The organism is Saprospira sp. CCB-QB6, assembly GCF_028464065.1.
Classification (GTDB): domain Bacteria; phylum Bacteroidota; class Bacteroidia; order Chitinophagales; family Saprospiraceae; genus Saprospira.
Genome location: NZ_CP116808.1, coordinates 3,334,723 through 3,359,434 on the forward strand (window position 1 = coordinate 3,334,723; position 24,712 = coordinate 3,359,434).

Annotated in this window: 15 protein-coding genes; 5 read left to right on the forward strand and 10 right to left on the reverse strand. The window is 45.2% G+C overall.

Annotated elements, in window-relative coordinates; genetic code table 11:
• Nucleotides 1-106: 106 nt before the first annotated feature.
• The 3 genes from nadB to PPO43_RS12800 form a co-directional block, all read right to left on the reverse strand.
• Nucleotides 107-1,711: an L-aspartate oxidase gene (gene nadB / locus PPO43_RS12790; protein WP_272618381.1), complete on the reverse strand. Its 1,605-nt coding sequence runs from the start codon at nt 1,709-1,711 to the stop codon at nt 107-109.
• 4 nt (nt 1,712-1,715) lie between these two features.
• On the reverse strand, nt 1,716-2,828 hold the full coding sequence (locus PPO43_RS12795) for an anhydro-N-acetylmuramic acid kinase (protein WP_272618383.1): 1,113 nt from the start codon (nt 2,826-2,828) through the stop codon (nt 1,716-1,718).
• Between the two features lie 446 nt (nt 2,829-3,274).
• Nucleotides 3,275-4,912: an NAD+ synthase gene (locus tag PPO43_RS12800; protein ID WP_272618385.1), complete on the reverse strand. Its 1,638-nt coding sequence runs from the start codon at nt 4,910-4,912 to the stop codon at nt 3,275-3,277.
• A 318-nt stretch (nt 4,913-5,230) separates the two neighbouring features.
• Between PPO43_RS12800 and PPO43_RS12805 the strand changes: the two genes are divergently transcribed.
• The gene (locus PPO43_RS12805) at nt 5,231-9,574 is read left to right on the forward strand and encodes a T9SS-dependent M36 family metallopeptidase (RefSeq protein ID WP_272618387.1); all 4,344 of its coding nucleotides are present in this window, start codon (nt 5,231-5,233) and stop codon (nt 9,572-9,574) included.
• A 482-nt stretch (nt 9,575-10,056) separates the two neighbouring features.
• Here PPO43_RS12805 and dapA read toward each other — a convergent pair whose 3' ends face one another.
• From dapA to PPO43_RS12825, 4 genes are read right to left on the reverse strand one after another with little or no spacing between them, the layout of a single operon-like run.
• Entirely contained in the window at nt 10,057-10,950 is an 894-nt protein-coding gene (gene dapA / locus PPO43_RS12810) for a 4-hydroxy-tetrahydrodipicolinate synthase (protein ID WP_272618388.1), read from the reverse strand.
• A 1-nt stretch (nt 10,951) separates the two neighbouring features.
• Nucleotides 10,952-11,482, reverse strand: a complete 531-nt coding sequence (locus PPO43_RS12815; RefSeq protein ID WP_272618390.1) for a DUF6913 domain-containing protein — start codon at nt 11,480-11,482, stop codon at nt 10,952-10,954.
• 5 nt (nt 11,483-11,487) lie between these two features.
• Nucleotides 11,488-12,447: an acetyl-CoA carboxylase carboxyltransferase subunit alpha gene (locus tag PPO43_RS12820; protein WP_272618392.1), complete on the reverse strand. Its 960-nt coding sequence runs from the start codon at nt 12,445-12,447 to the stop codon at nt 11,488-11,490.
• A gap of 39 nt (nt 12,448-12,486) precedes the next feature.
• The gene (locus PPO43_RS12825) at nt 12,487-12,954 is read right to left on the reverse strand and encodes a DUF2441 domain-containing protein (protein ID WP_272618394.1); all 468 of its coding nucleotides are present in this window, start codon (nt 12,952-12,954) and stop codon (nt 12,487-12,489) included.
• 1,070 nt (nt 12,955-14,024) lie between these two features.
• On the opposite strand from PPO43_RS12825, the gene PPO43_RS12830 reads away from it, so the two are divergent.
• The 4 genes from PPO43_RS12830 to PPO43_RS12845 all read left to right on the forward strand — a co-directional run bounded on the left by PPO43_RS12830 (nt 14,025) and on the right by PPO43_RS12845 (nt 17,248).
• Nucleotides 14,025-14,603 carry a hypothetical protein gene (locus tag PPO43_RS12830; protein WP_272618396.1) on the forward strand — a complete coding sequence of 193 codons (579 nt, stop codon included), beginning with the start codon at nt 14,025-14,027 and terminating at the stop codon, nt 14,601-14,603.
• A 162-nt stretch (nt 14,604-14,765) separates the two neighbouring features.
• On the forward strand, nt 14,766-15,338 hold the full coding sequence (locus PPO43_RS12835; RefSeq protein WP_272618398.1) for a hypothetical protein: 573 nt from the start codon (nt 14,766-14,768) through the stop codon (nt 15,336-15,338).
• A gap of 152 nt (nt 15,339-15,490) precedes the next feature.
• On the forward strand, nt 15,491-16,072 hold the full coding sequence (locus PPO43_RS12840; RefSeq protein WP_272618400.1) for a hypothetical protein: 582 nt from the start codon (nt 15,491-15,493) through the stop codon (nt 16,070-16,072).
• Nucleotides 16,073-16,519: 447 nt separating this feature from the next.
• The gene (locus PPO43_RS12845) at nt 16,520-17,248 is read left to right on the forward strand and encodes a hypothetical protein (protein ID WP_272618402.1); all 729 of its coding nucleotides are present in this window, start codon (nt 16,520-16,522) and stop codon (nt 17,246-17,248) included.
• A gap of 735 nt (nt 17,249-17,983) precedes the next feature.
• On the opposite strand, the gene PPO43_RS12850 is transcribed toward PPO43_RS12845, so the two are convergent.
• The 3 genes from PPO43_RS12850 to PPO43_RS12860 form a co-directional block, all read right to left on the reverse strand.
• Entirely contained in the window at nt 17,984-19,672 is a 1,689-nt protein-coding gene (locus tag PPO43_RS12850; RefSeq protein ID WP_272618404.1) for a M3 family oligoendopeptidase, read from the reverse strand.
• Between the two features lie 68 nt (nt 19,673-19,740).
• Nucleotides 19,741-22,578, reverse strand: a complete 2,838-nt coding sequence (locus PPO43_RS12855) for an NACHT domain-containing protein (protein WP_272618406.1) — start codon at nt 22,576-22,578, stop codon at nt 19,741-19,743.
• 56 nt (nt 22,579-22,634) lie between these two features.
• Entirely contained in the window at nt 22,635-23,756 is a 1,122-nt protein-coding gene (locus PPO43_RS12860; RefSeq protein WP_272618408.1) for a CapA family protein, read from the reverse strand.
• Nucleotides 23,757-24,712: the final 956 nt, after the last annotated feature.

Consider the following 24,712-nt stretch of genomic DNA (forward strand, 5'->3'; position numbering starts at 1 on the left):
GGGTCTGGCGCTTTGCGCCACTGCTATCCATCCCTCAGCCTGCGGCCCTTTGGGCCTGTAAAACCGATAAAAAGGGCCAATAACAATTCGTTATTGGCCCTTTGATTTAGAGGCGAGTATCATCCAAATACTCTTGTCGGTTGGGATAATCCGTCGTAAAATGTAAGCCCCGGCTTTCTCGACGAATAGCTGCCGATCGAGTGACCAAATAGGCCACGGTAATCAGGTTGCGCAGCTCGCAAAGCGCAGGCGAAATTCTACTTTTGTTATACAGTTCTTCGGTCTCTTCGTAGAGTAGGCGCAAACGAGAAAAGGCCCGTTCCAAACGCAAATTAGAGCGTACAATGCCCACATAGCTACTCATAATTTCTTTGAGCTCTTTCATGCTCTGGGTAATGAGGACCAATTCTTTGGGGTCTTGGCTGCCTGTGGCTTCCCAGGCGGGAATCCCCTCTTTCCAATCCCATTCTCCTAGTTTTTGGTCCAGATCTTTAGCAATGCGATCGGCAAAGACGAGGCCCTCTAGCAAAGAGTTGGAGGCTAGGCGGTTGGCCCCATGTAGGCCTGTACTGGTGCATTCGCCACAGGCATAAAGGCGATGAATAGAGCTGCGTCCCCAAGCATCGGTTTCAATGCCCCCACAAAAGTAATGGCAGGCTGGGACTACGGGAATCATTTGTTCGAATGGATCAATGCCAATGCTTTTGCATTTCTCATAAATATTGGGGAAATGGGCCAAAAAAGCTTCTTGCTCCAAATGTCGACAATCCAAATACATGCAGTCGGAACCACTGTTTTTCATCTCTTGGTCAATGGCTCTGGCCACAATATCACGAGGGGCCAAGGATTTACGAGGGTCGTATTTCTGCATGAATTCTTGGCCCTCGGCATCTTTTAAGATGCCTCCAAATCCACGGACCGCCTCAGAGACCAAGAAAACGGGATTTTCTCCAGCGGGATTATAAAGGGCTGTAGGATGAAATTGCACAAATTCCATATTTCGCACTCTTCCCTTAGCCCGATAGGTCATGGCCATGCCATCTCCTGTGGCAATAGTCGGATTGGTGGTCGATTTATAGACTTGTCCTGCACCACCAGAAGCCATAACAGTGGCTTTGGCCAAGATGCGCTCCGCCTGATTGGTCTTTAAATTTAAGGCATAACAACCATAGCACTCAATATTGGGACTGAGCCGAGTGACCCAACGGCCCAAATGATGCTGCGTCAAAAGGTCAATGGCAAAATGATGCTCTAAGACTTCAATATTGGGGAGCTCTTGGGCTTTGGCAATTAAGGCTCTTTGGATTTCCCAGCCCGTGATGTCTTTATAATGCAAAATTCGATTCTCAGAATGTCCGCCTTCTCGGCCCAAATCATACTGTTCTTCCTGCTTTTCTTTGTCAAATCGGGTGCCCCACTCAATGAGTTCACGCACTCGACTAGGGCCTTCTTCCACTACAATCCGAACAATTTCTTCGTCACAAAGGCCATCTCCAGCATCTAAAGTGTCTTCAATATGCTTTTGATAAGAGTCTTTCTGATCGTCCCAAACGGCAGCGACGCCACCTTGGGCATAGCTGGTATTGCTTTCCGAAGAAATGGTTTTGCTCAGTACGGCAATACTGCTTTGAGGATGTTTTTCGGCCATCCGAATGGCAAAGCTGAGTCCGGCCACGCCAGAGCCCAAGACCAAAATATCTACTTTCTTCATAATCTTAAGATTTGGGGGGCGGCCAATGGATGCCCCCATTGATACTTGCTATTTTTGCGCCGGTCACTTGGGGCCAGGCATTTGTTTGTTTTTCCCAACGCAAGAGGCCAAGTAGGGCCATCAGCAGGGCTTCTTTAAATTCAATGATGTTGTTTTCGGGCAGAAAAATCTCAATGCCCAAATCTTCTACATAGGCTTGTAATTGGCTCAAAAGGTAGTGATTAAAAGCACCGCCACCAGAGACCAAAAGTTTTCCTGCTTGCCCAAAGCCCTCCTCTTTTTGGAGGTCCAAAATGCTTTGCCGCAGCGTAATCCCAATCAGCTCGCAAACTGTAGCCAGCTTATCTTCTGTACTCGCTTCAAATTCGGCCAAACTGCGGAGCTGTGGCCCCTGCACCCAAGCATTGGAAAGGGATTTTGGGTAAGTTTGCTGATAAAATGGATCGGAGAGCAGGGTGGCCAATAATTCTTCTTGGACTTCTCCTTGGGCGGCCCATTGGCCCCCTTCATCATAGGCAGCGCCCTTTTCTTGGGCCAAAAAGTTGAGTAGCTGGTTGGCAGGCGCAAAATCAAAGGCGCGCCAGTTTTGGCCCGCTCTAGCCGATAAATTGGCAATGCCGCCCAAGTTGAGGTAGTAATCGTAACCTGGAAATAGGTAGGCGTCGGCTATGGGGGCCAAGGGGGCGCCCTCGCCAGACAAACTGAGGTCTTGGCTCCTAAAATCACTAATTACTGGCCGTCCCGTCAGGGCGGCTAAGGCACTGCCCCGCCCAATTTGTGCCCCAAAACGCTTGTCGGGTTCATGAAAAACGGTATGTCCATGCGAGGCAATGAAGTCGAGTTGCCGAATTTCGTTTTGGGCCAAGAACTGCTGTACTAATTCGGCCATATAGAAGCCAAAATATTGGTCGGTTTTGGCATAGGTCAAGGCGGATTGCTGGGGTAAAGCCCGCAAACGCCCCTCCCAGGTTTCGGAATAGGGGAGACTTTGGGCGGTAAGCAACTCCCAGCTTTTTAGGCCATTGGGGCCCCATTGCATACGGCAGTAGGCGAGGTCTAGCCCATCTAGGGAGGAGCCTGACATCAGGCCAAGGATATAGTAGTTTTTGCTGGACATGCTGTTGTTTTTTTGGGGCTGCCCCAGCCTTTGGCTGGGTCGGGCTGTGTCGTGGCTCGCAGGTCTGCTCGGCCCTGCAGGCAGGCACAGCCTGCCTTTGGTCTGCGGCTGTGCCGCACCACTTTCCATCCCTCAGCCGACGGCCCTTTGGGCCTGCAGGATGCAAAAATGGCCCAAACTCCCCCAATGGATTCCTTAAGGAATCCATTGGAGGGGAGGGTGGGCGGGTTAATATTAAGGAATGAGGAGCGCAGCGACGAATACCGTTCTTACAGCAGCTTGGCAAGGCCTAGCGCTGGGGAGCAGTGCCGCCGAAGGCGGCAGACCGAACAGGCGCAGCCTGTGACAACAAGGCTGAAAGCCGCAGTTCGATGACCAAAGGGAATAACGGCCGAGCAGGCTTGCGAGCTGCGAAACGTAGCGCCGCAGCAAAGCTGCGGAGGCCCCTAATTCAAATAGCGACCTACAATAGGCATTCTGCGGCCCATACCAAAGGCCTTTTTTGAAATGCGGAGGGTAGGAGGCGTTTGGGCTCGCTTAAACTCATTGCGATTGACCATTTTGAGGACTCGGCGGACCAATTGGGCATCAAAACCTTGTTGGATGATCTCTTTGGGGCCTTGTCGGCGCTCAATGTATTGAAATAGAATTTGGTCCAGCACATTGTAGTCGGGCAAACTGTCACTATCAAACTGATCGGGACGGAGCTCGGCACTTGGGGGCTTGGTAATAATATTTTCGGGAATCAATTCGCCCTGCATATTCATAAAGCGGGCAAGCTCAAAAACCTCGGTTTTGTAGAGGTCGCCAATAATGGAAAGTCCACCGGCCATATCGCCATAGAGCGTGCCGTAGCCCACCGCAGCCTCACTCTTATTAGAGGTATTGAGGAGAATATTGCCAAACTTATTGGAAACGGCCATGAGCAGCATGCCACGAGCGCGGGCTTGTAGGTTTTCCTCGGCCAAATCGAAAGCTGTGCCTGCAAAAATGGGGGCCAATTCTTTTTGGTAAGCTTTATAAATCTCCTCAATAAAAATGGTATCGTATTGAATGTTGAGATTTTGGGCCAATTGCCGGGCATCTTGAATAGAATGCTGAGAAGAAAACTGAGAGGGCATGAGCAGGCAGCGCACATTTTGCGGGCCCAAGGCCTTAGCCGCCAAAACAGCTACCACGGCAGAATCAATGCCGCCAGAAAGGCCAAAAATGGCTTTTTTTAGGCCCAATTTGCCAAAATAATCGCGCATTCCAAGAATCAAAGCATCTTCAATCAGCTGCATTTTTTCTTTGTTCTGGGCTTTGGGGGGTTGGCCTAGGCGGACCGATTTAAGGTCAAAGGTTTTGATGCACTCCTCAAAATAAGGCAGCTCTTCAAAAAGCTCCGCATCAGGGGAGAAAACAGCAGAGCCCCCATCAAAAATGATTTCGGTTTGGGCGCCCACATGATTCACGTAGAAAAAGGGCAGCTTGTAGCGCTGTACATTCTCCTTGATAATGGCTAGGCGTTCTTTGGCCTGGGTATAACTAAAAGGCGAAGCTGATAGATTAAGAATAAAATCGGGGCCTTGTTTAAACTGCTCATCAAGAGGGCAGATCGTGTAAAGTGGGTTTTCATTGCCCACATTCCAAATATCTTCACAGATAGAAAGTGCAATTTTATAGCCCTTATATTCGACCAATTTAAATTCGTTGGCGGGCTCAAAATAGCGATACTCATCAAAAATATCATAAGTCGGCAAAAGCGCCTTATGCTGCCGATGTAGAATTTTGCCATCGGCTAAAAAATAAGCAGAGTTGTAGAGATCTTTCCCTTCTGGAACAGGATTGCGAGAGGGAGCGCCGAGCACAATGGCTATGTCCTGAGCGGCTTCGGCTAGCTCTAGCACCAAAGCATCACTTTTGGCAATGAAATCATCAAATTCTAAGAAATCTCTGGCTGGATAACCCGTGCTAGCCAATTCCCCAAAAACAACGATATCAGCCCCTTGGCCCTTGGCTTCTTCTGTAGCTCGAAGCATTTTGGCCAGGTTTTGTTCAAAGTGGCCAATATGGTAGTTAAGTTGAGCGATTGCAATTTTCATAGCTTTGTTTATTATGTAAACTAAGTAGGTGTTGGGGATTCAAACGACAATCTAGAAAAAAAGTTGCTGATTTTACGCACTTTGTTTAAAAAACAAGCAAAGCCCCCTTTTTTATCAATTAGCTAAAGCAATTTAGCTAACCCTAAAGCCACTTTATTTAAGATCAAATCTAAACTAATAGCTTATTTTGTAATATGATATTTTGTGAATTAGGTTTTGTGCCAAATAATATTTATTAAAAATTGTAAAAGCAATTGACTCGGCTTATCTTTATACTTACGTATGCAAATAGCATTATTACACTAATCCAGATCCTATATGAGAATTTTTACAAGCACAGTATTTTTTTTCGCGCTATTCTTTAGCCAAACGCTCTTTGCACAGCTAAATAAGAGCTTAATTCAAAGCTTTTTAGAAGAAAAGCGAGAGGCCTTAGGGCTAGAAGTTACAGATATTCAATCTTGGCGCGTACAAGATGAGTATGAGACCAAAAAGTTGGGGCTGACCCATGTTCATATCCAACAAACCCAAAATGGGATCCCGATTTATAATGCGGTGGCCAATTTGGCCATTAAAGATGGGAAAGTGGTATCTTTTGGTAATCGCTTAGAAGCAAATTTATCGGCTAGAGTGAATGGCAGTCAAGCCAGTATCAATCCACTTCAAGCCATTGCTAAGGCTGCAGAGCAGTTGGACCTTCCTTATACTACTGCAGCTAGAGCTCTGGAGCCCGTGAATAATCAGCATTTTATTTTTTCTGCTCCTGCTTTGTCAATAGAGCCAATTCCGGTTAAGCTGAGTTATTTCCCGACCCAAGCTGGGGATATCCGCTTAGTTTGGGATCTAGAAATTTATCAATTGGATGCCGCACACTGGTGGTCTATTCGCTTAGATGCCCAAACTGGAGAAATCCTAGATCAAGTAGATTGGGTAATTAGTTGTAATTTTGGGACCTGTGGACACAACCATCAGCCAAAGCAAACCTTTTGGCCTAAATTGCCAGCTCCCGCTGCGCCAGAAATGGCCCCACCTCCCGCCACAGACCAATATCGCGTATTTCAGCTTCCTGTAGAAAGCCCCAGCCATGGTCCCCGCAGTTTGCATATTGGTCCTTTTGATGCCCTAGCCTCGCCCTTTGGCTGGCATGATGATAATGGGGCGGCAGGAGCCGAGTATACAATTACTCGTGGAAATAATGTTTATGCCTATGAGGACCGAGATGCTGACAACCTTCCTGGCTATTCTCCCGATGGTGGAGCCAGCCTGAACTTTGATTTTCCGCTTAATCAACAGCAAGTGGCCTCGAATTATGAAGATGCGGCTATTACCAATACCTTCTATATGTCGAACATCATTCATGATGTACTCTACCAATATGGTTTTGATGAAGCTAGCGGAAACTTTCAAGAAAATAATTACGGCCGTGGTGGGGCAGCAGGCGATGGCGTAAATGCCGAGGCCCAAGATGGTAGCGGAAAAAATAATGCAAATTTTGCTACCCCCGCAGATGGAGGTAATCCACGTATGCAGATGTATTTATGGGACAATACCGGCGCCCCCTATCTGACCGTCAATAGTCCCACAGCTATTTCGGGCATTTATCAGGCTCCTCAATCTAATTATGGTGGAGCAGCTGTACCCACTACGCCACTAACGGCAGATTTGGCTTTGGTGGATGATGCCACTGCTCCAGATGTAAGTGATGCCTGCGAACCAATTGTAAATACCGTTGATATCAGCGGAAAAATTGCAGTCCTTTATCGCGGAACCTGCGCATTTACCGTAAAAGTACAAGAGGCCCAAAATGCAGGAGCTGTTGCTGCTATTGTAATCAATAATCAGCCTGGTGCACCTATCGTTATGGGCGGTGGCCCCGCTCCAGGGATCACGATTCCCGCAGTGATGGTCTCTGATGTAGACGGCGCCCGAATTATCAACGAAATGAGCTCTGGTACCGTGAATGCTACGCTCCAAGATCAAGGCCTTTTTGACATTGATGGCGATTTTGATAATGGGATTATCATTCACGAATATGGACATGGTGTTTCTACCCGCCTAACTGGTGGACCAAGCAACTCTAATTGTTTGAGCAACTCGGAACAAATGGGCGAAGGCTGGTCAGACTGGTATGCCCTGATGATGACGATCGAAACAGGAGACCTTGGCCCCGATGCCCGTGGAATCGGTACCTTTGCCATTAGCGAGGGAACCAATGGCAATGGCATCCGCCCCACTCCTTATAGTACAGATATGGCAGTTAATCCCTCGACTTATGCCACCTCTAACAGCTCTGTGGTGCCCCATGGTGTGGGCTATGTTTGGTGTACGATGCTTTGGGACCTTAGCTGGGCTTTTATTGATCGCTATGGCTATGATGCAGACCTCTACAATGGAACAGCAGGAAACAACATGGCTATGGATTTAATTACTCTGGGCCTTAAATTACAAGCCTGTAACCCCGGTTTTGTCGATGGCCGAGATGCCATTTTACAAGCCGATCAACAGCTCTATGGAGGGGCCAATGAATGTTTGATTTGGGAGGTGTTCGCTAATCGAGGACTAGGCTTTAGTGCCGATCAAGGGAGCTCAGGCAGCGCCACAGACCAAACCGAAGCTTTTGATCTTCCCACAGCCTGTATCAATGTGCAACCCGAAATTTACTTTTCTCAGGAGACCAATCTAGTGACGGAAGAAACAAATTGTAACTTCCAAGAATATACAATCGACCTGAATATTTCTTTGCCCCCTTCTGATCCAGCTACGGTAACTTTTGTTCCCTCGGGTACAGCAACAGCTAGCGCAGATTTTACAATCAGCCCCACTTCAGTTACTTTTCCTGCTGGTACCTATTCTACCCAAACGCTAACGATTAGAGTGTTTAATGATGGAGAGATAGAAGGCGATGAACAACTAACTATTGATTTGAGTATTTCGACTGTAGGCGATGCCGTAATCACAACGAATGATAACCGCCGCCATATTCTAACTATTGTCGATGAAGATTTGGCCCCCGCTGCTAGCCGGACGGTTGTTATTCTTGATACAGATTTCGAATCTGGCGCAGCCGGCTATGCGGTCTCTTCTAATGAAGCGGCTTCTTTTTATCTGGGCTCTGCCGCAGATTTCCCAATTGGGGACTGGACTGTGGAAAGTACCAATGCCTCTACTTTTGCCTTTACCGTGGATCAAGATGCTTATGAGGGCGATCGAAGCCAAGATTATATCATTACGCCTTCTTTCTCGCTTCAAGGGATGAATAGCTGCCAATTGACTTTTGATCACGCTTTCTCTGATGTAACGAGAACTGGAGGTGGAGCCTTTGACGAATCCGCTCAGGTCCTGATTTCTATAGATGGCGGAAATAATTTTACCCCCATTGCCAATATTACCAATACCAGCGTCAATACTACTGCTCGCCAATATACGACCCCTTGGGTGACCGGCCAAACTGTGAATCTAGACGCTTATGTGGGCCAAACTGATGTGATGCTCGCCTTTGGCTATAATGATGGCGGAAGTACTTTGGCCGATGCTTACGGCTTTTGCATAGATAATATCTACATTGAAGCAGGAGCAATTACCAATATTCAACAGGATGTTAATAGCCCCGCCCCAAGAACTTCTCCTTTGGGCAATAACCAAACGGTCCATTTCTATGATCCCTCAACGAATAATATCATGGGAACCCTAGAAAATGCCATGGCCTGGGATTATGGCTGTACGCAAATGGAGGTAGACCGAGATGCAAGCTCTGCCGCAGCAACTACGGTCAATTTCCTAGATGCCGATCCCGCCAACGCCCTTATGGCCAAAACTTTCTACATTACACCCACTAGCAATAATGCCGCAGGTAGCTATAATGCAACTTTCTACTTCCTAGAAAGCGAAATTGCCGCCTGGGAAGCCGCTACCGGCAAAAACCGAAGCTTGCTCAAAGTGGTTAAGGTGGCCAATGCCCCCATCAATGATGTCAATTCGACAAATTATAATGGCTATACCATCGAATTGGCCCCCGCTACTCTAGGCAGCTTTGGTGCCAATGGCGTGACGCTTAGCGCTACCTTTAATACTGGTTTTTCGGGCTTTGGCTTTGGCGATCCCGATATGACGGTCCTAGCTGTGGAACTCCTTGAGTTTACCGCCGAGGCCGAAACCGCAGAACGCATCCGCATCAATTGGAGCACCGCCGAAGAAATCAATGCCGACTATTTTATGGTCCAAAAATCAACCGATGGACTGCAGTTCGAAGATTTGGAACGACAAGAGGCCTTAGGCAGCCATTCTACATACAAAATCTATGATCGACATCCCGCAACAGGCTACAATTATTACCGCCTCAAGCAGTTCGACCAAGATGGCAGCAGCGAAACTTCTGTGATTCGCGTGGTGGATATGCAAGCGCCTAAATTGGAGGTGAATCTTAGCCCCAATCCCGCTCAAGATCAACTTTATGTGGATCTACAAGCAAATTTGGACCAAGAGGTTCGCCTAGAGATTTATGACGCTATCGGCCAAAAAGTAGGCGAAACCGAACAAAAAGTTTTGTTCAAAGGCCAAAATCGCCTAACTATCCCTATTGCCGATTTGCCCGCAGCCGTTTATATGCTGCAAATCCGCAATGCCGCTGGCCAACTTAATAGCTACCGCTTTGTGAAGGACTAGTGATTAACCCGCCTCCAATTTAAATGCTCCCTTTCTGTTTTGCAGGAAGGGAGTATTTTTTTGGGGCCTGCCGCCTTCGGCGGCCGGGCTGTCCACTGGCTCGCTGCTCGCTCGGCCCTGCGCCGCCTTCGGCGGCTGGGTCTGGCCCTTCGGGCCACCAGTTCCCATCCCTAGGCCGACGGCCCTTCGGGCCTTTTTACTGTAGGTTGAAACCTACAGTAATAATGGTATTGCTTCGCAATGCTCTATAAATGAGGGCTAAACCCCTCATTAAATTAACGACCAACGGCCCAGCGCTGCGGAGGGGTGGCCGCAGGCCAGACCGAGCGGGCAAAGCCCGCGAAGGGCCGAACAGTCTTGTGAGCCCCGCAGCATAGCGGCGGCCGACCTAGCCAAAGGCTAGCCGGCCGCGGGCCCCAAATCCATAAAAAAAGCCCAGTCCTGAAACAGAACTGGGCCATATAATTTTAAGTCATTTTTGCTTAGCGAAGCGAATCTACCTCAGCTTTTAGGGCCTTGATATACTGCTCATTTTGCATAGGGACCAAAGGCAAACGCAACTCATTTTCCATAATGCCAATGGCATTGAGCACCCATTTGATGCCAGCGGGATTGCCCTCTACAAAGAGCAAGTCAACCAATTGGCTGAGGGTGTAATGTAAAGCGCGGGCCTCCCGAAACTCATCTTCTAGACCGTGACGGACCAATTCAGAAAAGCGAAGGGGATAGGCATTGGCCACCACCGAAATCACGCCATCGCCACCCAAGGCGATTAGCGCCAAAGTGAGGTTGTCATCGCCAGACCAAAGGGCAAACTCCTTGGGTGCGCCCTGGATAATCTCCATAGCTTGGCCCAAATTGCCAGAAGCTTCCTTAACGCCAATAAACTGCTTGCTGGCCTTGGCCAAGCGAATACAGGTGGCTGCAGAAATATTACTGCTGGTTCGGCCAGGCACATTATAGAGAATAATGGGCAAGGGGCAATTAGCCGCAAACTCCATATAATGCTGATAAATCCCCTCTTGACTGGGTTTGTTATAGGCTGGAGAAGCCGACAAAATAGCCGCTACCCCTTCCAAATCAATTGCTTTGAGCTCTTCGATTAGAGCTGCAGTATTATTACCTCCATAGCCCAAAACCAAGGGCACACGGCCAGCAATGGCCGTTTTGGTAAAGGCGAGTAGCGCTTTTTTCTCTTCCTTAGAAAGGGTCACCGATTCACCAGTAGTGCCCATACTCACCAAAAACTCTACCCCACCTTCAATGCAGTGGTCAATGAGTTTTTGTAGTGCGGGATAATCAATTTGGCCATCTTTAAAGGGCGTGACCAAGGCCACACCGGTACCGCGCAATTGACGAATAAGAGAAGCGTACATGCTATTTTTTGTTTATGCGTTCTAAATACTGATGAATTTCTTTGAGAAGGGCGGGCATGGGTTTTTGTCCAGGATGGACCATCAAATCAAATTGATCGGTTCGTTCCTCATCAAAAAAGCCGAGCCGCATTTTGCTGGGGGCCGCTTGCAGCAAGAAGTCCAAAGCTAGTTGTTCTCCCGCATAAAGCGCAATCAGCAAATCATATTTTTGGCCCAAAAAAGCATCAATTTGCTCTCCTTTAGGGACGCCAGCCCAGTTGAGCTCTTTGCGAGAAAAAGCCTCATAGGGCAGCCCTTCGGGCAGCTCATTTTCGGGCCAATAGGCTAAAAGCTGCACTTCCTTTTTCATTTTTTGCAGGTTCTTCGCATAGGCCAAAATCGCTTCTGTATTAGAGGCCGAGCTGGCATCAAACAGAATGGCTATCTTTTGCAATTGCAAAAGATTGAGGGCCTGCGGAGCGGGTTGCTGCGCCAAATGTGGTTTTAATGCTTGCTTATAGGCCATTTGCTGAAGGCCAGACTTTAATCCCATCCCTACTATTTTTTAATCGTTTGTGTGGGGCCCATCGCGCTAAACTTCTCAATTCTTTGGGCCACCAATTCTTCGGGGCTCAATTTCTTGAGTTCGCTGATTTCTTTTTTCAAATGCTTTTTCAAGGCCTTGGCCATGGCTTCAGGCTGAATATGCGCACCGCCCAAAGGCTCTTTCACTACGCCATCAATGATACCGAGTTCTAGGGCATCAGGAGCAGTCAATTTAAGGGCCTCCGCAGCTTCTTTCTTATAGTCAATGGTTTTCCAAAGAATGTTAGAACAAGATTCTGGCGAAATAACGGTATACCAAGTGTTTTCCAACATAAAGATGCGGTTCCCCACACCAATACCCAAGGCTCCACCAGATGCCCCTTCTCCAATGATTACGCAGATAATCGGAACGGTCAAACGGGCCATCTCAAAGAGGTTGCGAGCAATGGCCTCGGCCTGTCCGCGATCTTCCGCCTCAATACCCGGAAATGCACCGGGGGTGTCAATCAAACAAACGATAGGCATATTAAAACGCTCTGCCGTCTTGAATAGACGTAAGGCCTTGCGATAGCCCTCTGGGTTGGGCATACCAAAATTGCGGTACTGACGCGCTTTGGTGTCGGCCCCTTTTTGATGGCCCACAAACATCACCGTCATATTGTCCAAACGACCTACACCGCCAACAATCGCCTTATCATCACGGAAACAACGGTCGCCCTGCATCTCTACAAAGCGGCTACACATCATCTCAATATAAGAAAGGGTGTAAGGACGCTTGGGATGGCGAGAAAGCTGTACCCGCTGCCAACCCGTTAGGTTGTTATAAATTTTGCGACGCAAAGTAGATTGCAATTTCTCCAACTTCGCTACCTGCTCCTCAATTTCTTCTTCGGTCAGGTCTTGGCGTTCGCGGAGCGCCTCCATTTTATTATGTAGTTCTTCTAGGGGTTGTTCAAAATCTAGAAATACCATAAGCTCTGGTTTTATTACACTATTGAATGGCCCGAAGGCTTATAAGATAGATGAAGGAGGCAAAATCAACTCCTCCACCAACACGGTCCCCGTACAAATGGCCTCTAGGCTCATTGATTCGGGCTGTTGTTTTTGCTGCCAGTAGGCATGCGCTCGTTCCAAAATATCGGGATAGGGGAGACCATCTGCCCGCAAAAGCTCCATTTCCGCCACAAAAGGCTGAGCATCTTCTGCTAAGCGAACACTATAAATATAAGATTGATAATGGTCCTGATTGGCCCAAAAAGCCTTGGCCGTCGTCAAATCAGTAAACAAAAAAACAGCCTTAAAGCGAGATGGCGCCTGGGGGTAATATCGCTGCCGAATGTCTTCAAATATCTCTTCTTTGAGGTAGCTGCCATAGGCCGCCTTTAAAAAATCATCACGGCGAATCCGCTCCCCATATACTCCCCGAGTCAATTGACTACCAGCTCGGATTTCTCTTTTTGATAAATGATACATCAACATAATTGGGCATTTTTGGCTCGCACAAAGCTAAGAAGAATATTTATTTTTTTCCAGCTTCCCTTTGCTTCTTCTGCTTTTTTTGGGGCCTCCGCAGCAAAGCTGCGGCGCTACGTTCCGCAGCTCGCTGTTACTTGCTTCGCTGCGTCGGCTCCCGTTGGTCGGGTCGCTCGGCCCTTCGCAGGCTTTGCCTGCTCGGTCTGGCCTGACGGCCACTGCTACACATCGCTAGGCCTGCGGCGGCTTCGCCGCCTGTAGGACCCAATAAGGAAAGGTCCAAAACTTAGGTTTTGGGCCTTTTTCTGTTCTGGAGGGCTACTTTTAGCCATCGGGAGGGGGACACTTACCCCTCTGGAGGATTTCCCATACCCATCAGAACGGGGTACTCTAGCCATCCGAAGGGGTACAGTAGCCCTCCAGAAGACTACTCCTACTCATCAGGAGCATTTCTAGACCTCCAAGCGAGGGGCTCTCCTAGTCCTCTATAGGGGCTGGGCAAATCCTCCAGAGCAGTCCTCCTACTCATCAGGAGCATTCTTCTACCTAAAGAGGAGGACTTGGGCTAGTCATCGGCAGGACTTGAACTGAGACTGTTTAAAATTTTGTGTGCGCCCTTTCCTGCGCCTAGGGACAAGCCCCTAGGCTAACTTTTTCAGACAGCCCTCTAAAGAGGGCCTTTGGAGAAGGACCTGCTCTGCAATAACTACTTAGCAAGGCCGTTTATATGAACCTTTGAGGCCCTTTAGAGCTGACTCCATTTGATTAGCCTAGGGGCTTGTCCCTAGGCAGCAGGATAAAATAACGTTTTATTAGTCCCTCAACTTTCTCTTGGGATTTTTGAAAAAAAAGAGGTGAAGAAAAAGCCTTTTAAGGGCTGGGCGGTTTGGGGTCTTTAGAAACAAGAAAAGCGAACAAGGATTTTCTCCCTCAGTTCGCTCAGGCTTGCAGGTCTATGCAAAGAGCGGACTAAAGCCCTTCTTTGCTTTCTATTACCCCCCATTGGCTACACTAGAGCAAAGCAATAGGGGAAACCAAATAAATGAGCATCTTGAGATATAAAATAGATGCTTTTTATGAAAAAGAAGAACTACCGCTCATATCAACTGGCTCTAGTTGGCTTGCTGCTTTTGCTGCAATATTCTTGCGCTATTTGTTCTGCTAAGAGAACAGCTAGAGGAAATGTCATTCCTAAAAAGTTTAAAGATTGGTATGTGACTAAAGCAGAGGACCTTTACCCTAAAGATTTGATAGATACAACTGCGATTTATTATACATGTCATGATCCAGCTATTTATGATCCACCAAAATGTTATTTTCATCGTTTTTTTGCAGACGGTAAGCTGTATAGTAGTACAGCACTAGACAGTGACAGTCTAAATAATGAGGTGGCCAATAATATGGTTGATGGCTATACTGGTTATTATTTAATTAAAGATGGGGAGTTAATTATCAAAACTTATGACTACGCTTATTGTGGATTCTATATCATAGAATGGGCAAAAATATTTGAGGATAGAATAGTGATATATAAAGCAGGGACTTCTTCTTCAATAGAACATGATTACTACCCTAATTCAAGTTCTGCTGAAGAGATAAATAGGGTATACTACAAACTAGATGTTGGTGAATTATACAGCCAGCCAGATTGGTAGTTGGTTTTTAAGCGAGGCCTCCCGCCGAAGGCGGGCGCTACGCTTTGGGGATACAAAGAGCGGACTAATGCTTTCTATTACCTCCCATTGGCTACACTAGAGCAAAGCAATAGGGGAAACCAAATAAATGAGCATCTTGAGATATAAAATAGATGCTTTTTTATGAAAAAGAAGAACTACCGCTCATATCAACTTGTCCTAGTTGGCTTGCTGCTTTTGCTGCAATATTCTTGCGCTATTTGTTCTGCTAAGAGAACAGCTGGAGGAAATGTTATTCCTAAAAAGTTTAAAGGTTGGTATGTGACCAAAGCAGAGGACCTTTACCCTAAAGATTTGATAGATACAACTGCGATCTATTATATATGTGAAGACCCAGATGCTTATGATCCACCAAGATGTCATTTTATGCGTTTTTTTGCAGACGGTAAGCTGTATAGTAGTACAGCACTAGACAGTCTAAATAATGAGGTGGCCAATAATATGGTTAATGGCTATACTGGTTATTATTTAATTAAAGATGGGGAGCTAATTATCAAAACTTATGACTATGCGTATTGTGGATATTATGTCATAGGCTGGGCAAAAATATTTGAGGATAGAATAGTGGTATACAAAATAAAAACTTATTCTTCGTCAAGAGTTGATTACTACCCTGATTCAAGCTATGCTAAAGAGCGAAACGATGTATATTACAAACTAGATGTTGGTGAATTATATAGCCAGCCAGATTGGTAGTTGGTTTTAAGCTGGGCCTCCTGCCGAAGGCGGGCGCTACGCTTTGGGGATACAAAGAGCGAACTAAAGTTTTCTATTACACCCCATTAGCTACACTAGAGCAAAAGCAATGGGGGAAACTAAATAAATGAGCATCTTGAGATATAAAATAGATGCTTTTCATGAAAAAGAAGAACTACCGCTCATATCAACTGGCCCTAGTTGGCTTGCTGCTTTTGCTACAATATTCTTGTGTTATTTGTCCTGCAACGACTACAGCTAAAGGAAATCAAATTCCCCGAAAGCTTAAGGATTGGTATGTAACCAAAGCAGAGGACCTTTACCCTAAAGATTTGATAGATACAACTGCGATCTATTATATATGTGAAGACCCAGATGCTTATGATCCACCAAGATGTCATTTTATGCGTTTTTTTGCAGACGGTAAGCTGTATAGTAGTACAGCACTAGACAGTCTAAATAATGAGGTGGCCAATAATATGGTTAATGGCTATACTGGTTATTATTTAATTAAAGATGGGGAGCTAATTATCAAAACTTATGACTATGCGTATTGTGGATATTATGTCATAGGCTGGGCAAAAATATTTGAGGATAGAATAGTGGTATACAAAATAAAAACTTATTCTTCGTCAAGAGTTGATTACTACCCTGATTCAAGCTATGCTAAAGAGCGAAACGATGTATATTACAAACTAGATGTTGGTGAATTATATAGCCAGCCAGATTGGTAGTTGGTTTTAAGCGGGGCCTCCCACCTTCGGCGGGCGGTTACTCCCGTTGGTTGTCGAACTGCGGCTTTCAGCCTTGTTGTGGCCAGTCGCTTCGCTCCTTCTAGACGCAGGAAATTAGTCCTGTTAGTTATGGGCCGATGGTTTTAACCATCGGCCCATTTTTATTGCGTTTAGTATGGCCGCTTTGGTTGCTGTGGGTTTCAACCTACAGGTATATATATCCATCCTACAGGCTGTTGTAGATGCTGTACAGTTTGTTGATAGTTAGATATCTCATCCAGGGCAAATCAATTACTTTTGAACATTATGTTCCTTACTAAGGAATTAAATGGAGTAATTAGGATTAAATTTAGAGCAAGGATACCAGGATGGTTTTCTACATACAAAGATCGTGATTTGATAGGGGGGAATCCACTTGGTGTCCCGTTGTTAAACAACTAGGTGGAAATGAAAAGAGTAACATTAACTATTAACTTAATAATATTAAATATTGCTATAGTAATGGGACAAGTATATAATCAGTTTAGCATACCTCAAAACTTATGTGGAGTCGAAGGTCTTATGGTATTTTATGATCTTAATCAGCATCAATATAAATTAAGATATGTGGATGAGAGTGTTTTAGAGGAAGGTGATTTTTCAATGATGACCAGAAGGTTTGGAGATTGTCAAAATGAGATAAGAAATTATATTTCCACAAATTTAATTAGTATTGAATATTCAAGGACAAACTATTTAAATTGTGAGGCACTTATTAATGGAGATCTTGAAGAATTTTTTATTGAAATAAGTTCTAGTTTTATTGATAATGAGCCATTCAGAATCGATGATCTAGAGGAATATGATAAATTTCTTAATTTGCTCTCCGCCGAGGAGAGGATGGACTATGAACTGAAAATCGTAAAAGCATTCATTTTTTATGCAAAAGAAAATTATGATAATGAAGTTGAGTTGAGGAAGACGTATAATTTTTTAAAAGAGGATTATTATGAATTTATTTTAATAACCAAGAATGGAGAATTTGATCTTAGCTCAATTGTTTTTAGAATTCTTTTTCCTGATTATGATCGAGATCATTTTGACTCAAAAGAAGAAGTTGTTGTTGAATTGAAATCTATTAAAGATTATATAGACTATTGTAGTTCAGATAGATTTTTTAAAATATCACATGACTAAGTCTAGTTCGCTTATTTGGGGAAACTTAGGGAAATAGGTGTTCATCCGTACTAGTTACCCCATCTGTATTGATTGGCAGTTGGGGCCTTCCGCCTTTGGCGGGCGCTACGTTTCGGGGCTCGCTGCTCGCTCGGCCCTGCGCAGGCTGCGCCCGCTTGGTCTGGCCTACGGCCACCCCTGCACATCGCTAGGCCTGCGGCCCTACGGGCCTGCTATATGGACTGTAGGTTGAAACCTACAGCCAATTAACGAATGCATTTTTGTGTTTAATGGAGGGTTGAAACCCTCCACAAATAAACATTTTAGCCCTTCTTTGCTGATGGAGCCTAGTGGAACAGCAAATCCCCTCGAATGAGGGGATGGCGATTTTTCGATAGCCTAGGGCCTTGGCCCTAGGGTTCCTATGAAATTTATGGGGGAGAAAAAAACAAAATCAAACTACCGAAGAAAAATAACCCTTGTTCAAAGCGGTAGAGGATTTTAATCCTCTCCGCACTATAGATGTAGAATGGGGTTGTTGTATGGCTGCTGGTTTCAACCTGCAGCCACAGCTAGCAGGGCCGCAGGCCTAGGGGCCTGCAAGGGTGCCGCGTAGCGGCAGACCCAGCCAGCTTGCTGGCGCAGGGCCGAGCAGACCTGCGAGCCCTGCAAGGGCCCGGCCGCCGAAGGCGGCAGGCCCCAAAAAACAAAAAAAAAGAGCCACCGAAAAAACGGCAGCTCTAGTTCAGTCATTATTTATTCTTGGGCCAAAAAGGCTCTGACGGGACGCAGGGCTTTTTCTACGGTATCGGGCAAAAATGGCGATTGTAAATCGGCGATTTCCAATAATTTGAGGAAAGAATGGCGGCCACCAGTTTCGCAAAGTTTGATGTAATCGCTCCACGCTTTTTCGGGCGCCTGAAGTTGGCGATCCCAAAACTGAAAGGCGCAAATTTGGGCCAAAACATAATCAATATAATAGAAAGGGCTGGCAAAAATATGCGTTTGGCGCTGCCAGTAGCCCCCTCTTTGCAAAAAGGGCTGTCCCGATTCGCTTGATTTGAGATGGGGCAGATAGCGCTCTTCTAGCTCCAGCCAAGCGGCATTGCGTTGGGCGGGCGTCCATTCTGGATGTTCATAGACCAAGTGCTGAAACTCATCGACAGCAGCGCCATAGGGCAAAAAGGTGACGGCTCCGCCAAGATGGGCCAATTTGAATTTCTCGCTATCCTCTTTGAAGAACTGCTCGACCCAAGGCCAGCTAAAGAACTCCATACTCATCGAGTGGATTTCGCAGGCCTCATAAGTGGGCCAAATATAGTCGGGATCGGCTCCAGAGCGGCCCGTTAAGTAGCATTGAAAAGCGTGGCCCGCCTCATGGGTAAGAACCGTGAAATCGTGGGCGCTACCATTAAAATTGGAGAAAATAAAGGGCGCCTGATGTTCGCGGAAATAAGTGCAATAGCCCCCATTTCGCTTGCCATCTTTGGAGGCCAGTTCGAGCAGGCCTTTGTCCTGCATAAAGCGGAAAAACTCCTTTGTTTCTGCAGACAGCTCGCTATACATTTGATCGGCCTGTTGGACCATCCAGTCTACATCGCCTTTGGGGGTCGGATTGCCATCCAAAAATTCTAGGGCAAAATCGTAGAACTCCATCTTATCGATACCGATGCGTTCCGCTTGTTTTTTGTAGAGGGTTTGGGCCAGGGGCACCACCTGCTCCTCAATCTGCTTGCGGAATTTAGCCACCTCCTGGGGACCATAATCGCTGCGGGCCATGCGGGCATAACCCAGCTCGATATAATTCTCATAGCCCAGCTTTTGGGCCATTTTGTGGCGCAGTTTGACGAGCTGGTCAAAAATATCTTCCACCTCTTCCGAAATACTATCATAGTACTCCCATTTGGCCGTTTGAGCGCCTTTGCGCTGGGCTCTATCGGTAGAGAGCTCTAGGGGACTGAGGGTAGAAAGATTGTAGGTTTCGCCTTCAAATTCGATTTGGGCCTGCGCCTTAATCTCTTGATAGCGAGTAGAAAGGCGGTTTTGCTCTTTGAGGTCCTCAATAATTTCGGGCTGAAAGGTTTTGAGGGCCATCTCCTCCAAATTGAAGAGATGCTGGCCCAACTGCTCGGCCATTTCGGCCTTGTGCGGAGAGGCCAAAAGTGCCTTGCTAAAGGCATTGGACAGGGCTGAAATCTCTGGAGCCGCCTGATCGAAAAAGCTCTTTTCTTCTTGATAAAAAGCATCGCGAGTATCAATAGAATGGCGGACCGAAGCCAGATTGTAAGGGCCACTAAAGCGCAAACCCAAATCTAAAATCTGCTGCCGAATGGCTATGGCATCTTGGGCCGTGGGGGCCGCCTCAAAGGCCGTGATGAGGGCCTGGTATTCGCTTTTGATCTGCTCAAGCGCTGGGCGCTGATAGGGAAAGTCTTTAAATTGCATATTTATGGTTGTGTGTGGAATAAGGAAGATTGCTAAGGTACAACCATCTTTTTGGAAATGGGGGAGGATTATTTTTTTTGTTGGGGGGGATTATTAAAGGTGTATTCTTCTATTTTGCTAATGTTGATTATTAGATGGTCGTAGTATCTTGACCGAGGAAAGGGACATTCGTCTCTAGACTCTTTTAAGTCATATTCAACTTGACGTAGGTTGTAACTATAACTACCTGTTAATATGATATTTTGGGATAATATTTTTTCTGAGTATACGAAGCGTTGAAGAATATCTTTTTTAGGGTCTAAAATGTAGGTATAGAATTCGTTCCTTTTAATTGTTGTCGATAAATTATATGTGTTACTATTTTCAATTATATATACTTTTAATTTTAATTTAATAAATGGCCAAAGTATGAAGGTTGAGAGAAGTGTAAGGGTTGTTATCCCAATTGTTATGAATAATAAGTGTATATTTTTGGGGGTTGCTATTCTGTTAATATTGAGCCAGTTGAAGCCACATATGAAAATAAAAAAAATTACAATTATTAGTAGTAAGAATAGTATGATGTTAGGATTAGTTATTGGCAATTTATTCTTTTCCTCTTTGTCTTTTATCTCTGTGTTTATCAGTATAATAGAAGCTGGAATAATGAATAGTAGCCAGCCATATTGATACATGAAGACTAGAACGAATAATATTGGAATTAAAGCTATACGGGCTATTAGAAATAATCTCTTTTTAAGAAGAAGATTTTTATAATTGACAAAGGAGTCAACTAGAGCGTATTTTCTTAATTCTAAGTTTACTTTTATTAATATGGCTGGCACCCATATCTCCTTTTCGCTGATTAACCTATCGTATAGTTTTTTAACTATTTCATTAGGAACTGCCTGTAGGTATCGGAGGGCTTCTATTGCTGTTTCTTCTAGCCAATAGTTATTCTCAAGAATGATATCTGAAAGTATATGTTCGATTTCTGTTTTATTCAGAATTCCTAGTCCTTCCAAAACTAGTTTACGTTCTAGGGTGGAGTATCTATTGTTAATTGCTTCTAAAAAGAAAGTTTTAAGCTCAGGGTAAATAGGTTCTAAGCAGTCTTTTCTATTTTTGAATGCACTTGTTAAGAATCGTAGGCTATGTAATGAACGATATAGGTGATCTTGAGAGCGCTCGTTAAAATAATCATTAAAATGGGTTATTTCAGTCCAGCAAAACTTTGCAATATTTATAGCTTGTTGCTGATTTGCTATTTCTACAAACAAAACAAGGCTATCTCGCCATCTAGAGTCAGTAGGAATTGCATTTCTAGGAATTAGATGTAAGTTTTTCTGTAGATAAAGTACAGCGAAATATTCATTAAAGCGTCTATGTACAAAACTGAAATGGGGGGAATTTCCTTCTCCAATCCGAATAATATGGGCAGCTTGAAGCACTTCTATTACGGCTTGAATCTTTAATTGTGGAAATTTTTCTTTTAGCCCCTCAACGGGGATATCCAAACCAATCAATGGCTCATTAAACATAAAATAGGCTATTTCACTTGCAGTGTTAATAACCTCTTGTAGTGACATTTTGACTTTATTAAGGTCATTACTTGCAATGGCATTCGCTATGTAGCTGCTATAAAGTGCCATTTGGCTAGTAGGAACTTGTTTTTCTTTTTTTAGAAAATAGATAAGTAGGGAGTTCTGAAAGGGGTTTCTAACGACATCTAGTAAGTCTGGCCGAGCATAAAAAGCTCGGATTAACTTTTTATCCTGGACTCTCTTTTCTAAACTTTGATTGACCTGGTCATATGAAAAAGGAAGTATTCTAAAAGAAATATCTGCACAAAAACTGTCAGTAGGACATCTGTATGGGCGAGAGGCTAAAATACCTTTACTATTGTGCGTGCCTGATAGAAAGTTATAGATAAGATCCGAAAGGCTATCTATAAGCCATGAATTTTCAGGTTGATCTAAGGCTAAGGGGATTTCATCAAAAGAATCAAAGATGAAGTATAAATACCCTTCTTTATAGAGCTTTTTAAAGTACTTATCAAGAAAGTCGTCAGTACAAGGGTCTTTGCCCTTTAGATAATTAAATGTAAAGTTATATAAGTCTTTGGCTGTAGGAGGGGAGTCCTCAGTCCATTCTCTATCAGGCCTCCATTCTCTTAAGTCAATATAAAGAGGAATCCTATTTGTTTTCGATGCCTTACCAAGTAAATCTATAGCAAGTTTTCTTAGTGCTACACTTTTTCCAGAGCCAGGATTACCAATTACCAAGAGGGTTCTACTATCAGCATTTTTTTTGATAGCGGCGATAATGTTTTTTACTTTCAGTTTCTTATAGCGAGAAGTTTTTTTAGATACCTCTATTTGTGCATCTATTTCAGTGTAGTATTCTGAAGACCAGTTAGTTTCGTTGTTAATTTTTTCTAAATGACGTTCTAAAACGCTACAAAAGGCATCTCGGTCTCTATGGAACTCCCATTCAGGAAAAGCTTTATCTATAGAAGATAGATTTTTCTGCGTTAAATCTCTATCTTGATTAAAATAATTTATTGCTAGAATAAGGAGGAGCACAACAAAAGAAATGAAAGGGGAAGGTTGGGGATTAGGTATTTTAAGACCAAAATTTTGATAAATAAACTCTGTAATCAAAGCATTGATTAGGGGGGAAAAAGAGTAGTTTGTCCACAGGGCTCCAGCTATGGCTAATGAAACTAGACGAACCTTAATTCTTCCATGAGCAGCTGATGAAAAAATATTCTTTGTAATCCACATAATCAAAAGGATTACAACAGATAGTTCTACTGCAGATATAGGCCCAAGTAGAGTCCAGAAACCAAAAATGGCTACAATAGCGATGATAAGAATAATTATTAGGGTAGATCTTCGGTCAATATTTTGGGGAGAGTATCTCATTTAGTATTTGTTTAGTAGGCTACTAAAGTAAGAATTTAAGATAGTATTCCCCCCCCCTACTCCCTAAAAAACCAACCATCCTCCCGAATCCACAACAGGCTCTCCGGAAAATCCGAACGGCTGAGCTCTCTTAAGTCATCTATCGCCAAACCTTTGGGGTCCAGACGGGGCATGCCCCCATGTTTTTGGACAATGGGAATAATTTGTCCCGCCAAAAATTGCCCCTCCCGCCCCAGAGCAAGCCGCAGCAGGGGGGCATGCGCGCCATAACGACTCATCCGAAAGCTGTAGGTGCAAAAATTCCCCAAACTATAGAGAATCAAACGCTCTTTGTAGAGCTCCATGCCCCGACTCACATGCGGACCAGTACCAATAATGAGGTCGGCCCCCTCATCTACGCAAAGATGGGCGGTCTCATAGAGGTTGCCCCGATTAAAACCCAGAAAAATCTCGGGTTTTTCCTTGGGCTGATGCCGATAATCTGGCCCCTCGGCCCCCCCATGCAAGGAAACAATTAGGAGCTCCGAATTGGCCTTGGCTTTTCGGATTTGCGCCCGAACCGCTGCCCTATCTTTCATATTAAAGCTGCCATAAAAAGGAGAAAAAGCACAAAATGCACAAGAACGACCGGCCCGAACAAAATACACACAGGGCCGATGCGCCAATCCCGCCGGCATAAATCCCATATCCTGCAGTTGCCGCTCTGTATTCAAGCGGTCGGCCCGCCCAAAATCATCCATATGGTTGCTGGCAATATTCAAAATGTCAAAGCCCGCCCGCTGAAAAGGCTTTACATAAACAGGAGGCAAACGAAAGCGAAAGCAGCTTTTAGGGTCATAACAAGCCTTGGGCCGCCCGCCAGAATCCCGCAAAACGGTCTCAAAATTTCCAAAACTAAGCTCGGCCTCCCGCAAATAGGGCAGGAGCTGCTCCCCAATCAAATCCCGCCCCAAATGAGGCGGCAAAAGCACCATCGGATGATTGGTCCCCGGCACAATATCCCCCACCGCCGCCACCCAAAAACTATCCTTGGGCGCAGGGGGCAGGGGCCAATCCCTAACCGCCGCCAAACTATCTGCTGCCGACTGATAAAGCGGGGGCGGAGCCACCTCAGGCTCCAACTTTTCTGAGCCGCAAGCCCAAAATAAAAGACAAAGGAATAGAAGGTAATAAGGCATAACAGAAGCTTTTGTATGGACCGAAAGATAGCGCTTATGAAGCTTTTTTTTATTTCTTTTTGGGGCCTCCGCAGCGGCTTCGCCTTGCGGCGCTACGTTTCGCAGCTCGCTATTCGCTCGGCCCTTCGCCGCCTGCGACGGCTCGGTCTGGCCCTGCGGGCCACTGCTGCACATCGCTAGGCCGTTTGGCCTTCGGCCATCCCTAGGGCCAAGGCCCTAGGCTATAGAATCATCGTCATCCCCTCCTTCGAGGGGATTTTTTTTGAACCTCTGGGTTGAAACCATCGGCCCATATCATTTATAGCAAACAAGGGCTTTAGCCCGCCAGTTTGCACAGCCCCACAACCATGGGCTTCAGCCCATGGCTATGAGATATTGTGCAGCTTCAAAACGGTATATTCCATTTGGAGGAAGCTATTCTGCAGCTGCAAAACAACACCCTACAGTTGCGCTAAGCTATTCGCAATTTGTGAAACGGCATTTGTAAAGCGGGGGATGCTATTCGCAATTTGTGAAACGGCATTTGTAAAGCGGGGGATGCTATTCGTAATTTGTGAAACGGCATTTGTAAAGCGGGCTATGCTATTCGTAATTTGTGAAATGGCATTTGTAAAGCGGGGGATGCTATTCGTAATTTGTGAAACGGCATTTGTAAAGCGGGGGATGCTATTCGTAATTTGTGAAACGGCATTTGTAAAGCGGGTTATGCTATTTGTAATTTGTGAAACGGCATTTGTAAAGCGGGGGATGCTATTCGCAATTTGTGAAACGGCATTTGTAAAGTGGGGGATGCTATTCGCAATTTGTGAAACGGCATTTGTAAAGCGGGGGATGCTATTTGTAATTTGTGAAACGGCATTTGTAAAGCGGGGGATGCTATTTGTAATTTGTGAAACGGCATTTGTAAAGTGGGGGATGCTATTTGTAATTTGTGAAATGGCATTTGTAAAGCGGGT